General features: G+C 45.0%; 14 protein-coding genes and 2 pseudogenes. 12 read left to right on the top strand and 4 right to left on the bottom strand.

Annotation, left to right across the window (positions count from 1 at the left end):
- The first annotated feature begins 100 nt into the window (after positions 1-100).
- The 7 genes from DWX28_RS16745 to DWX28_RS16715 all read left to right on the top strand — a co-directional run bounded on the left by DWX28_RS16745 (position 101) and on the right by DWX28_RS16715 (position 4531).
- A complete protein-coding gene (locus tag DWX28_RS16745; protein WP_118254060.1) occupies positions 101-1477 on the top strand; it encodes an ASKHA domain-containing protein in 1377 nt (458 codons plus the stop codon).
- 6 nt (positions 1478-1483) lie between these two features.
- Positions 1484-2029 (top strand): DUF2284 domain-containing protein, encoded by a 546-nt coding sequence (locus DWX28_RS16740; protein ID WP_022213336.1) that lies wholly within the window; start codon positions 1484-1486, stop codon positions 2027-2029.
- 166 nt (positions 2030-2195) lie between these two features.
- Positions 2196-2477, top strand: coding sequence for a hypothetical protein (locus DWX28_RS16735; protein WP_022213337.1), 282 nt, complete (start codon positions 2196-2198; stop codon positions 2475-2477).
- Positions 2478-2480: 3 nt separating this feature from the next.
- Positions 2481-3020: a TIGR00730 family Rossman fold protein gene (locus DWX28_RS16730; protein WP_118254057.1), complete on the top strand. Its 540-nt coding sequence runs from the start codon at positions 2481-2483 to the stop codon at positions 3018-3020.
- Positions 3021-3074: 54 nt separating this feature from the next.
- The gene (locus DWX28_RS16725; protein WP_022213339.1) at positions 3075-3383 is read left to right on the top strand and encodes a hypothetical protein; all 309 of its coding nucleotides are present in this window, start codon (positions 3075-3077) and stop codon (positions 3381-3383) included.
- A 45-nt stretch (positions 3384-3428) separates the two neighbouring features.
- Positions 3429-3806 carry an FGGY family carbohydrate kinase gene (locus tag DWX28_RS16720; RefSeq protein WP_118254055.1) on the top strand — a complete coding sequence of 126 codons (378 nt, stop codon included), beginning with the start codon at positions 3429-3431 and terminating at the stop codon, positions 3804-3806.
- A 104-nt stretch (positions 3807-3910) separates the two neighbouring features.
- A complete protein-coding gene (locus tag DWX28_RS16715) occupies positions 3911-4531 on the top strand; it encodes a hypothetical protein (protein ID WP_022213341.1) in 621 nt (206 codons plus the stop codon).
- 279 nt (positions 4532-4810) lie between these two features.
- On the opposite strand, the gene DWX28_RS16710 is transcribed toward DWX28_RS16715, so the two are convergent.
- The 3 genes from DWX28_RS16710 to DWX28_RS16700 all read right to left on the bottom strand — a co-directional run bounded on the left by DWX28_RS16710 (position 4811) and on the right by DWX28_RS16700 (position 7153).
- On the bottom strand, positions 4811-5335 hold the full coding sequence (locus DWX28_RS16710; protein ID WP_022213342.1) for an ECF transporter S component: 525 nt from the start codon (positions 5333-5335) through the stop codon (positions 4811-4813).
- A gap of 102 nt (positions 5336-5437) precedes the next feature.
- Positions 5438-6568, bottom strand: coding sequence for a pyridoxal-phosphate-dependent aminotransferase family protein (locus tag DWX28_RS16705; protein ID WP_118254052.1), 1131 nt, complete (start codon positions 6566-6568; stop codon positions 5438-5440).
- A gap of 24 nt (positions 6569-6592) precedes the next feature.
- Positions 6593-7153: an ECF transporter S component gene (locus DWX28_RS16700; RefSeq protein ID WP_118254050.1), complete on the bottom strand. Its 561-nt coding sequence runs from the start codon at positions 7151-7153 to the stop codon at positions 6593-6595.
- Between the two features lie 561 nt (positions 7154-7714).
- On the opposite strand from DWX28_RS16700, the gene DWX28_RS16695 reads away from it, so the two are divergent.
- From DWX28_RS16695 to DWX28_RS16675, 5 genes and pseudogenes are all read left to right on the top strand, one after another.
- Positions 7715-8629: an alpha/beta hydrolase gene (locus DWX28_RS16695; protein WP_243002465.1), complete on the top strand. Its 915-nt coding sequence runs from the start codon at positions 7715-7717 to the stop codon at positions 8627-8629.
- A 182-nt stretch (positions 8630-8811) separates the two neighbouring features.
- Positions 8812-9867, top strand: a complete 1056-nt coding sequence (gene rsmH, locus DWX28_RS16690) for a 16S rRNA (cytosine(1402)-N(4))-methyltransferase RsmH (protein ID WP_118254048.1) — start codon at positions 8812-8814, stop codon at positions 9865-9867.
- A gap of 643 nt (positions 9868-10510) precedes the next feature.
- A pseudogene (locus DWX28_RS16685) lies at positions 10511-10582 on the top strand (IS200/IS605 family transposase); the annotation flags it as partial.
- A gap of 72 nt (positions 10583-10654) precedes the next feature.
- Positions 10655-11995, top strand: coding sequence for an urease accessory protein UreH domain-containing protein (locus DWX28_RS16680; RefSeq protein ID WP_022213715.1), 1341 nt, complete (start codon positions 10655-10657; stop codon positions 11993-11995).
- A gap of 10 nt (positions 11996-12005) precedes the next feature.
- Positions 12006-12554 (top strand): DUF2318 domain-containing protein, encoded by a 549-nt coding sequence (locus tag DWX28_RS16675; protein ID WP_118254045.1) that lies wholly within the window; start codon positions 12006-12008, stop codon positions 12552-12554.
- A 35-nt stretch (positions 12555-12589) separates the two neighbouring features.
- On the opposite strand, the pseudogene DWX28_RS20070 reads toward DWX28_RS16675, so the two are convergent.
- Positions 12590-13045 (bottom strand): annotated as a pseudogene (locus tag DWX28_RS20070) (IS66 family transposase); the annotation flags it as partial.

The raw sequence follows: 13045 nt of genomic DNA, 5'->3' as shown, positions 1-13045 counted from the left end.
GAGAACCTCATGCACGGTTTGATGAGGGGCGGATGAAATTTTCATCCGCCTACTCTACCCATGTGGCGGTCATGGACTTTGTGGAAAATGTAAAGTCAGGGTGGGAAAACAGGAAGTACTGGCATGCCAGTATCAGGTGGAAGAGGATGTGACCGTTATTCTGCCGGAAGCACCAAAGAGTACTGGGATCCTTGTAAATGGAATGGAGTCAGGATTTGCAGTATTTCCGGTGAAAGAGGGTGACTGTCATATCAGTGTGGATATTGGTACAACCACAGTTGTAGCATATTTGCTGGATGGAAAAAGCGGCAGGATCCTTGGTTCGGAGAGCATGCTGAATCCTCAGTATCCTTATGGAGCTGATGTAATATCCAGAATCCAGGCGGCAGAAAATGGAGAGCTGGATGTACAGTGCCAGAAGATCCGACGAGGAATTGAAGATCTTGTTCATACTCTCTGTGGAAAATACAAGAAAGCACCGGAGAAAATCGGAACGATGGCGATTGTCGGCAATCCGGCCATGCAGCAGATCTTTCTGAAGATCGATCCGGAAAATCTGACACATCCTCCGTTTGCACCGGCAATCAAAAATTCGGTCAGAGAAAAGCTTTCTGACTATTTTATGGATATGACAGGCGGGGTGTTACTGACGATTCCGGATATAGCGGGCTTTATCGGCGCAGATACCATGGGCTGTGTATTGTCCACGGGAATGTATAAAGAGGATAAGATCACACTGATGATCGATATTGGAACCAACGGAGAAATGGTTCTGGGAAATAAAGATCGAATGGTAGCCTGTTCTACCGCAGCAGGTCCTGCTCTCGAGGGAGGACGAATCAGTTGTGGTATGAGAGGCGGTCCCGGCGCAGTTGATCATATCTGGATGGAAGATGATACGGTATGCAGTTCCGTGATAGGCTGGAGAGAAACTTTGAAAAAAGGATCTTCTGTACCGGATGTGGAAGTTCAGGGACTTTGTGGTTCAGGTCTGATCGACGCGATTGCTGTGATGCTGGATCTTGGAATCCTTAACCGCAGGGGAAGGATTCAAAAAGCATATTATGGGGATGAGAAGAATCGGATCTATGCAGTTACAGACCAGATTTCTCTGACACAAGAGGATATCAGGGAAGTGCAGATGGCGAAAGGAGCCATTGCAGCGGGGATTGAACTGATGATGGAAGAACTTGAGATTACTTACGAGCAGGTTGACCGGGTGATCCTGTGTGGCGCATTTGGCACCTATATGAATGCAAAAAGTGCAGCAAGAATCGGCCTGATACCAGAGCCGCTGCTTTCTAAAGTGATCGCTGGTGGTAATGCTGCCGGAATGGGATGCCGTCAGATTACCATGGATCAGAAGTTGTTTGCACTGACCGGCGAACTGGTGCAAAAAATTGAACCGCTGGATCTGGCAAGTCGGCCACAATTCCAGAGAACTTTTGCGAAGCAGATGGCATTTTCGGAGGTGTGAGAACAGATGATGACAGATGACGAAATTACAGAAAAATGGATAAGGACAGCAAAAGAAATCGGATTTTCAGAAGCTGGTGTATTGAATCCGGAGACTTTGAAGGTAATGCCATTGGTGCGTGAGACATGTGCAGAAGATAAGTGTCATGCGTACAATCACAACTGGACCTGTCCGCCTGCCTGTGGAACTTTGGATGAATGCGAAAGCAGGATGCGTGCTTATAAAAGAGGTATTCTGGTGCAGACGACAGGTGTGCTGCGGCGGGATATTGATACCAGAATATACAGAGAGACAGAGCAGCTACATACAGAATATCTGAAAGTTCTGCGGGAGCAGATGATGAAAGTATTTCCTGACATGCTGATGCTGGGAGCAGGAGGCTGCAGGATCTGCCCCAAATGTGCATATCCGGAACCTTGTCGTTTCCCGGAAAAAACGATTTCTTCCATGGAAGCTTACGGATTGTTTGTGACGCAGGTATGCCGGGATAATGATCTGAAATATTACTATGGAACAAGAACGATTACTTATACGGGATGTGTGTTGTTCTGAAAGTTATTGAATTACATAAGGAAGATGTGGTATCTTATATTCAGACAACACCACAGAATCAGAAAAGTAGTGCAGACATATACGCTGGTGTATGTCTGCATTTTGCATTTGTATTGCATATAAAGGAAGTGCTGTGGCACATCCATTGATCAAAGGAGGAAACATCATGGAAATTACAGAAATGCTAGACGAACTAAAAAGCAAAGCCCGCCGCGACGAAAACCTTCGGGCAGAGCTTCTGGAAACACGTAAGGATGCACAGCCGCTCAGCGCATTCTGCCAGAAATGCCGTGAACTGGGCTACGAGATCTATGACATGGACCTCATCACCGCCGGAGAAGAATTTTATGCCACCATGCGCAGAAGCACCAATGGCGGCGGGGAAAATTCTCCGATGCTGGAAGGTGAAGATGATTTTTACGAGTTATTTTTCGCGGGATTGGAGTAAATTATGAACATATGCATCTATGGAGCCTCCAGCGCAGAACTGGAGCAGATCTATTATGAAAAAACAGAAGAACTTGGCAAAATGATGGCAAAGCGGGGGCATGGCCTTGTGTTTGGCGGCGGAGCGACCGGAATGATGGGAGCAGCAGCCAGAGGCGTTGATTCCGAAGACGGTTATATTCTCGGCATTGCTCCACGTTTCTTTGACAAGCCGGGAGTTCTCTATGAGAACTGCAGCGAATTTATTTTTACAGAAACCATGCGCGAGCGCAAGAAACTCCTTGAGGAACGTTCAGACGCAACGATCGTAACACCAGGCGGGATCGGAACTTATGAAGAGTTTTTTGAGATCCTGACACTCAAAAGTCTGCACAGGCTGGACCGTCCGATCGTCCTTTACAATATCAATGGCTATTACGATGGAATGAAGGCACTTCTTCAGCATACCGCAGACGAGAAATTTATGGATGCTTCCAATATGGAACTTTGTGCATTCATGGACGATCCGGAGCAGATCCTGGCATACATAGAAAACTGTAAATAACTGCTCCATAGAAAGAAAACCATGTAAATAAAAAAATCACAGGAAGAACATCGTATGAACAAAAGAATTGTTTCCATGATCCGGAAATTGAGCAAAACAGAACAGGAAATAAGCCTCACAGAGCTGGCAGAGGAATTCCAGATCTCCCAGCGGACCGAGAGCGACCGGCGCGTTTTTCTCCTGAGTCTGGTCAATTATAACCCTGATGCCGCCAGAGAAGATGTGGTACAGAAGCAGATTGCCGCCGATGAAGAACGCAATGCCCTTCCTGGCAAGATCCTCTATGAACAGGAGCACGCACACGAATGTTTCCTGAGTGATTCATCTTTCCGCAAGATCCAGTTTTTAACGTATATTCCGTAAAGAAACAGAAAAAAGGATCTATGACCAGAGAAGGAGAAAAAGCTCATGACGAAACAGTATTTATTGGGGATTGATATAGGAACAAGTGCATGTAAAGTTGCGTTATTTGGAAAAGACGGCAAAGTAGAAGCGGCAGTTTCAGAAGGTTATCCGGTGTACTACCCACACCCGGGCTGGGCAGAACAGAATCCGGATGAATGGTGGGAGGCTGTGTGCAAGGCTATCTGGACAGTGATCAGTTCCAGCGGTGTTTCACCGGATGATATCGCAGGAATCGGCATTGACGGACAGAGCTGGTCTGCCATTGCAATCGATGAAGAAGTTAAGAAATACGTCATGCAGAAGATCATGGTCGCGGGATATACGGGGCAAAATGCTATCACCGAAGGTGATTTGGAATGCATTTTGACCAAGTTGCTGTGAATAAAGTGAACAGCAACACAATCATCACTCTCATCGGTTTACAAAAGCAGCGGTTTGGTATAAACTGGTTGCATTGAAACTTTACCGAAGAGAGGGATTTTATTATGAAAAATCCATTACATTACCAGTTATCTGAATACGATTGCGGGCCGACATCCATGATGAATGCGATCGCTTATTTATTTGAACGGGAGGAAATCCCGCCGGAGGCGATCCGAAATACCATGCTCTACTGCCTGGACTGCCACAGCAAGGAAGGTATCCCGGGGAAAAGGGGAACATCCAGAGCCGCGATGATGTTCCTGAGCAACTGGCTAAATGAGTACGGAGAGCTTGGAATCATGTCCGTGAGCAGTGAATACCTGTCTGGACGAAGCGTGTACATAAGTGAGGAGAGCCGCATCAATCATGCACTGAACCACGGCGGCGTGGCAGTTGTCCGTCTGTATCTGGACGAAGAGCACTATGTCCTGATGACCGGAGTGGAGAATGGAAATATCCTTCTTTTTGATCCGTATTACTGGGATGAATCCTATGAGCAGAAAGACATCCTGATCGACAAAGATCATCCAAGAGCTTACAACCGTATTGTTCCATTCAAATACTTTAACCAGGAAAATAAAGAAATCTATTCCCTCGGTCCATTGGAAGAGCGGGAAGCAGTCCTCATCTATAACGAAAAGACCAGAACCGTACCGGAGGAAGTCATCGAGTACTTTATCTGATCGCAATATAAAAAGGATTTCAATTCCATGAAGATGCCAAGGGCATCAAAGCATGGAACTAAAATCCACAAAATAGTAGATAAAGTTTAAGTTAATTGTTAACAGGCATCGAGACAGATGAGAAATCTGTTCCTCGATGCCTGTTGCATATGCTATATTAAATGACTGGCATCGATTATACGTTAACCTCGATTTCCCGATGCACAATACAGCCATTTAATTGGATTGTCAGCATCGATTCATACAAATAATGCTTTTTCGATGCCGAAATTTGCATTTTTACCGTGTCGCAACAGTCATCTGACGTACATTCGGGATGGAGATCAGGATCGGATAGAGGATGCAGGAAATAACAAGTCCGCCGATACCCTGGATGATGTTTGCCGGGATGCTGGCAGCAGCACCTGCACCGTAGATGAAGTATTCACATACGAAATATCCACCTGCAACAAGGATGATGTCTGCAACACCGCCGAGAACGACTGCAACGTAACGGCTCTTCTGAGTTTTGCCGATTTTCTGATACAGATGTCCGGCAACCAGTGCAACCAGTCCTTTGATCACGAAAGTGATCGGTACATAAACGAAATATCCGCCGATCAGGTCAGAAAGTGCAGAACCAATGCCGCCTGCAAAAAATCCCCATACAGGTCCAAGGATCACACCGGAAAGGATGACGATGGCATCACCCGGATGGATGTATCCGCCTGTTCCCGGAGTTGGGATACGGATGGACATGGTTGCCACACAGGAAAGTGCTGCAAATAAAGCAGCGAGGATTAATTTTTTCAGGTTGTTATTCATAGTAAAAGTGCCTCTTTTCTTTCAGTTCTTTACAGAACATTTTGTAAAACAGAATTTCTAATTTCATATTGTTTCTATCAATATCCGTGTTTCGGATGCTCTTTATTTCATGCTGTCGCAGAAAATTTCCTCCATGCTTGCTTTAAGCGGAACACCGAGTTTGGCAAGAGTTCCGTCCAATGCGGCAAAAACCTCACGAACATTGTAAAAATCAGCATTATTTCCCATATGTCCAATGCGGATGACTTTGCCTGCAAGTACATCAAAAGAACCTGCAAGCATGATATTGTAATCTTTTTTGACACCATCGAGAATGGCGGCTGCAGTAGTTCCTTCCGGTACTTCAAATACAGTCACTGTACTGGAAAATCCACTCTTAAGATAAAGGGAAAGTCCAGCTCCGGTGATCGCCTTGCGGGAAGCCTCGGCGATCTTTTCGTGTCGTGCGAGGATATCCGGGTCAGCGGCGATATTGTCGATCGCTGCGCGAAGTCCGTAGATATCACTGATCGGCATGGTGTACGGGAACCACTTTTCTTCATAATAATGTGCAAAAGTGGTCAGGTTTGCATAGAAAGACGCAATCGGTGTCTTGCGCTCTGTCATGGCTTTCTTTGCATCGTCACTGATGACTACGAAAGTAAGTCCTGGAGGTGCGGAGACGACCTTCTGGGAACCGCCGCACATGATGTCAATCTGCCAGTCGGAGATGCGCATCGGCTCACCGAAGGATGCAGATACGGAATCGACAACAGTCATGATGCCATATTTCTTGAGAAGCGGACAGATTGCGGAAACATCATTCAGCATACCACTTGGTGTGTCGCCGTGGACAACGGTTGCATATTTGTAATCGTGATGTTCTTTGAGGAAAGCTTCAAGTTCCTGCACATCGAGAGTTTCGCGGTAATCTCTGGAATAGAGTTCCGGACATCCGCCGTACATGGAAACGAAATCAGCAAATCCCCTGCCATAGATACCGTTATCCAGTACGAGGACACGGTCGCCAGGTTCCGTCATGGAAGCACAGGCAGCCTCCAGACCGAGGATTCCCTCTCCGCCGAGGATAAGAGTTTCGTTGTCGGTGTGGAGAAGGCGGCTGATCTCTTCACAGGTTTCTTTGTAAAATTCTACAAAGCTCTCATCGAGATCAGGGTTTGTACATTCTCTGCTGCGGGCGAGACGCACGTTTTCGGCAACCTGCGTCGGACCCGGTGTCATAATTTTATACATAAGATCAAGTCCTTTTTCTTTTTATTATTTTTTTAAACCTGTTTTTTTAGCGGCAACATTCAGTGGTGCAATCACGATAAGTGTGATGACTGCTGCAACACCGATCTGTACCAGGTTTCCAGGAATAGAAGTAACAGGTGAGAACGGGTTTCCGTAAATAACAACTTCTGCGATGTAGTATCCTACAACTTTGATCACACAGGCTGCTGCGATTGCAATCACATACCATTTGAAGTTCTGGTGTTTTTCGTCTTCAGTAAGTTTTCCTACAGTGAATCCCATCAGAGCAACGATTACGAAAGTAAATGGGGCCCATAAAGTCCATCCGGAAAGCAAGTCAAACAGTCCCATTCCAACACCGCCAGCGATCGCACCGGTCTTCTTGCCAAAGATGATCGCGCCGATGAACAGCGGAACGTTGCCGAGATGGATGAGTCCTCCGTTTGCTGCGATCGGAAGACGAACGTTGATGAATGCTGTAAAGATGTAAGTAAGTGCTACAAAGATTGCTGTTACAGTAAGAAACTGAACGGAAGAAGTAAACTCCCTGTCGTTTGCTGCTGTCTGTACATTTGTGTTTGCCATGATAATTGTTCCTTTCCCGGAAGGTAAGAGTACTTGAAGTGTTACTGTATAGTTTTTCTCAGTAACGGAAACTTACTTAACCTTCCTTTTTCCTATGCTTTTTGATTGGGTATACTTTACAACAGAACTGTACATGAATAAAGAGGCAATTTAAAGAAAAAATAAGGGGACAGTTTGTGGAGCTTCGGATGAGGGATCATGTTAGTACTTGTATTTGCTTAGACCATCCATTTTCGGTAGATTTATTGACTTCTAGAGTACTTGCTTCTATTCAGACCATCTGCTTTACTTAGTTTTTGTGGACTTTCTTTGCAATTGTTGTTCTCAGAGTCATTAGCAGCCCATGAATTTGTGGACCTGCTCTATACTTGCTCTTCTACGGGGCACTTTTGACCTGAAAATTTGGTGGCATAATTTGACGTTGATTATTTTGAGGTCATTGGGGGACACTGCTGGTCAGTAGATTTATAGTTGTGATGAGCAGGACGACATGGTATGATAATCTAAAATCAGAAATATGAAATAATGTATAAATAAGAATAGACATACGGGAGGAAAAACGTGAAAAAAATACTGTCCCCGATGGAAAAAATGCGATTCCCGGAAAGTGAGGAACTTCCGGAGGGAGTGAAAGAAATAGAAGTAAAGGACACCTTCGGATACTGCACAGAACTTTATCCGGATGTAGAATATGCAGAGCACAGCGGAAAGAAACTTCACCTTCAGATCATGACACCGCTGGTCTACGGACAGGATCTGAAGTGGCCGCTGATCGTATATGTGCAGGGATCTTCCTGGCATAAGCAGAAATTGTTTCAGAGCCTTCCGACACTGGTGCGGATGTGTGAAAGAGGATATGCCGTGGCGATCGTGGAGCACAGAGAAAGTGAGCTTGCACCGTTTCCGGCTCAGGTAATAGACACCAAAGCAGCCATTCGTTTCCTGCGGATGAATGGAGTTCATTATGGGATTGATGCGAGTAAGGTGGCACTCTGGGGTGATTCCAGCGGAGCGCATACTGCCCTGATGGCAGGAATTACCGGAGATGCAGAATATCTTCCGGAAAAATATCCGCAGACAACAACCGAAGTAGATTGTATCATAGACTGGTTCGGACCGACCGATCTTGTGGCAGCGTCACAGTATCCGTCTGCGATCGATCATGATTCCGCAGACAGTCCGTCAGGAGTATTGATCGGTGGAAAAGCACTTCACGATCATCCAGAGGATGCTTACCCGGCAAATCCCGTGGTACATCTGCGCCGCAATCGTAAGACACCGCCAATCCTTATTATGCATGGCGGCAGCGACCCGCTGGTTCCGTTTAATCAGTCCTGCATTTTATATGAGGCATTGAAACGAATGGATAAGGAAGTGGAATTTGTCAAATTTAAGAATGCCGGACATGGATGGGGCGGCTTTATGAGTGAGACAGCACTTGATATAGTAGAAAAGTTTATAACTGTAGACAGGTAATATTCCCTGAGGTGTTTGTCATGAAGATGACAAAATCCCGGGACATACGGGGCAAAACGCTGCCATCGAAGGTGAGTTGGAATGTATTTTGTCCAAGTTGCTGTGAACGGAGTGAACAGTAACAAAATTTATAAAAGAAAAAATGTAATCTTCAATAAAAATACAAAGACAGGGAGAACGATATGGGACAGGAAACACAGACACCACACAAACGAAGAGTACGATACAAAGGAAAATATCCACGCAAATTCGAGGAGAAGTATAAAGAACTGAATCCAGAGAAATACAAAGACACGATCGAGCATGTCATCAGCAAAGGAAACACACCTGCGGGAATGCACATTTCGATCATGGTAAACGAAATCCTTGATTTTCTTAAGATCCAGCCAGGTGAGACCGGGTTTGATGCGACACTTGGATATGGCGGTCATACCAAAGCAATGATGGAGTGCCTGCATGGAGAAGGACATATGTACGCGACGGACGTAGATCCGGAAGAATCAGCAAAAACCCGCAAACGTCTTGCTGACCAGGGCTTCGGTGAGGATATCCTGACAGTGAAGCTTCAGAATTTCTGCACGATTGATGAGATTGCAAAGGAAGCAGGAGGGTTTGACTTCATTCTTGCTGACCTTGGTGTATCTTCCATGCAGATCGACAACCCGAAGCGCGGCTTTTCCTTCCGTGCAGACGGACCGTTGGATCTTCGACTGAATCAGGAAAAAGGAATCAGCGCAGCCGAGCGGCTGGACAAGATCAGTCGTGACGAGCTTGCTGGAATGCTGTATGAGAATTCCGACGAGCCGTACTGCGAAGAAATCGCAAAAGCCATCACCGATGAGATCCGCAAGGGAAAACGTGTGGATACTACGACGAAATTACGCGAGATCATAGAGAAGACTTTGGATTTCCTTCCGGAAAAAGAAAAGAAAGATACCATCCGGAAGACCTGCCAGCGAGTTTTTCAGGCATTGCGGATCGATGTGAATCGTGAATTTGAAGTTCTCTACGAATTCATGGAAAAACTTCCAGATGCCCTCAAACCAGGCGGACGCGTGGCAATCCTGACTTTCCACTCCGGCGAGGACAAACTGGTCAAAAAAGCCCTCAAAGCCGGATACAAAGCAGGAATCTATTCCGACTACGCCAAAGACGTCATCCGTCCATCCGCCCAGGAATGCGCCCAGAATGGCCGCGCCCGCTCCACAAAGATGCGCTGGGCAATAAAAACAGAATAAAGAAGACAGAGGAATGGTCTGCCAGATAGAAAGTAGTGATCAGACTATCCCCAAAATGATTTCAAAATGACCTTCTAAGAAATAAGTACAGGTGAAGTCATCTCAAAATAGGACTCAAAATGACCTGTGAGATAGTAAGTTTGAATTTGGTCATCTGCAATTCAGTTAATTAGATGACTTAATATATAGTAATTGAAATTTGAGCCATAAAATTAGCTTGAAAAGGATGGTCTAATTGAAAGTTAGAGAGAAAAGAGTCATCTGAGATACGAAAAAAGGATGGTTTGATTTATACTTTCGTGGGAATAGGCCATTTGTATGGGAAATGTATACGGGAAAAATGAAGATTCTGTGAAATGCTTTTCAAAAGCATTGACAGCGAAGTGAATAATTATTACAATAAACATATCATAAAAGTATGTTAAATAAGACTGTTACAGTAGAACTAAGATCTATTGTGACAGTCTTTTGTTTGTTAGGGCAAAGCCCGGTTTTGCATTGTGGAGTTTTTCGTGATCCGAAAAACGAAACTTTGAAAAACAAATAAACCACTTGCTGTGCTGGTGGTTGAAGTTGCTTCAGCTTACAGTATTATAATAATGATAGGTTCGCAACCGCATTATTTAACAGAGGAGGTATCCATATGAATAGTAATAGTTTATCACATACAAAATGGAATTGTAAGTATCATATTGTTTTTGCACCAAAATTAAGAGAAGTTTATTCAAATTGAGGCGTTATTGCAAATAAAGATGACAGTAATGCAGCAGCAGAAAGGAAACAAATTATGAAACACGAGAAACTATACATCAGTGGCATGACCTGTATTAACTGTCAAACCAGAATAGCATCAGCATTAAATAATCGAAGTGGAATCACAGAAGTTTCTGTCAGTTATGAAACCGGTACGGCAGAATTTTCCTATGACCCGGAGATGGTCTCACTGGATCAGATCATAACAATGATAGGTGACTTAGGCTACGAGGCATCGGCACAGAATACTTCCAAAAAGAAAGTCATTCTGAAGGCTGTGCGGGAAATCATGATCATTGTGGTGCTGTTTTTCCTGCTGCAGAGATGCGGGATTCTGAACCGGCTTGTGCCGAATTCTCTGGCGGACAGCGAGATGGGGTATGGGATGTTGTTTGTGATCGGACTGATCACTTCCGTTCATTGTATTGCTATGTGCGGCGGAATCAACTTGTCGCAGACACTACAGAAAGATACGTCGACAGAAATCTCAAAGGTCATGTTCCGTAATACTCTGGAATATAACATCGGACGTGTGGTTTCCTATACAGTGATCGGCGGCGTGCTTGGAGCAGTCGGAGCTTTGGCAGGAATCGGCAGTAGTTTACAGACATCTACACTTTTTCAGGGAATACTTAAATTATTCGCAGGGATTATCATGGTAGTCATGGGTGTAAATATGCTTGGGATTTTTCCGGGACTTAGAAGGCTGGCGGTACACATTCCGAACTTCAATAAAAAAACAAAACAAAAATCAGGCAGAAAACCCAGAACTCCATTTTTCATCGGGCTCTGTAATGGTCTCATGCCGTGCGGGCCGCTGCAGTCCATGCAGGTTGTTGCCCTGGTATCTGGAAATCCGCTGGCGGGAGCTTTGTCCATGCTCTGTTTCAGCCTGGGAACTGTTCCACTGATGCTTGGATTCGGTTCCGCAGTATCCATGCTTGGAAAACGATTCACAAGGCAGGTTCTGAAAGCCGGCGCAATTCTGGTAGTGGTCATGGGCCTCTCTATGATGGTGCAGGGCGGTACATTATCAGGTCTGAACAGTAAAGTTACAGGCACACTTATGGCAGAAAATACAGACGTTGATAAGAAAAATACAGATGAGACACAGTACATCACCAGTACCTTACAGTCTGGCAGGAGCTATCCGGACATTACGGTCAAGGCAGGCGAGCCTGTAAAGTGGACGGTCGAGGCCCCGGATGGAAGTGTCAACGGATGCAATTATAAAATCATCCAGCAGGATCTGGGAATAGAATATGCTTTTGATGAGGGCGAAAATGTAATCGAATTCACACCGAAAAAAGCAGGTACTTACACTTACACTTGCTGGATGGGGATGATCACAGGAAAGATTTATGTAGAAAGTTGAGGAAGAAACAATGAAAAGATTTATGATAACAGCAGCAATGGCAGCCATGTTAATGACAACAGCGACAGCGTATGGAAAGGTAGAAAATGTAATGGCAGCAGCTTCCAGCATAACAAAGACAACAGAGAAAAAAGCATCAAAAGCAACCGACGATAAAGAAGATAAAAAAGAAACAACCAAAATAGAAAAAGGCGACAGTCTGACCATTAAAACAGATGACTTATCTGAAGATGCAGCATTTTATCCAATCGAAGTGGACGGAACAGAGATGGAAGTGATCGCGGTAAAAGATGCAGAAGAAATCGTTCGTACTGCATTCAATACCTGCCAGATTTGTTATGATTCGGGCAATGGCTACTACAAGCAGGAAGGAGACAAACTGGTCTGCCAGAACTGCGGTAATTCTTTTGCGATGGATCAGGTCGGAGAAACAGCAGGAGGATGCAATCCATATCCGATCCTGGATGATGATAAAACAGCAACAGAGGATGAAATACAGATTTCCTATGAGTTCCTGAAAGAATCCTCGGATATTTTTGCAAACTGGAAAAGAAAATAGATACTACTTGCTAACTGGCGGTTACTGTTCAAGGGCATGACGGGGGAAAGCAGCATATCTGCACAGGCAGTCCTGCGTTCAGGCACAGTTTTTAAAGCAAACTCCCTGCTGAGCTTACTTACCATCCCCTTGGAGATATTCAGTTTCCCGCCTGTCAGGTCTGACAGGAACCTCCTGCTCTTGTCAATGGAAACACAGCAGTCATTGTTCAAAAGGAACAGGAATGCCCGGATACTCCCATCATAATTCACTTCATCTACAACTCCGGCTGGAAATGCAGCGTGCACCCGTTCGCCTGTCTTCGTGTTATAGTAAACATCTGCATGATATTCCCTTATATTTAGGTACACCTGGAATCCTGCCATCTGTTTTATGATTGTTCTTCCGGTCTTTTTGAAATCACTGTCTTCCAGGACTTTTTCAGGTGCAGGAAGAAGGATGACCGGCTGTGTGGGTCCCTGTTTTTTTCTGCGGTGGCCGGGATGCCCCGG

Origin of the sequence: Blautia sp. AF19-10LB (assembly GCF_003461245.1) — a bacterium.
Lineage (GTDB): Bacteria > Bacillota > Clostridia > Lachnospirales > Lachnospiraceae > Blautia_A > Blautia_A intestinihominis.
Note: the sequence above shows the minus strand (reverse complement) of the source record. Positions and strands in the feature narration are given on the sequence as shown.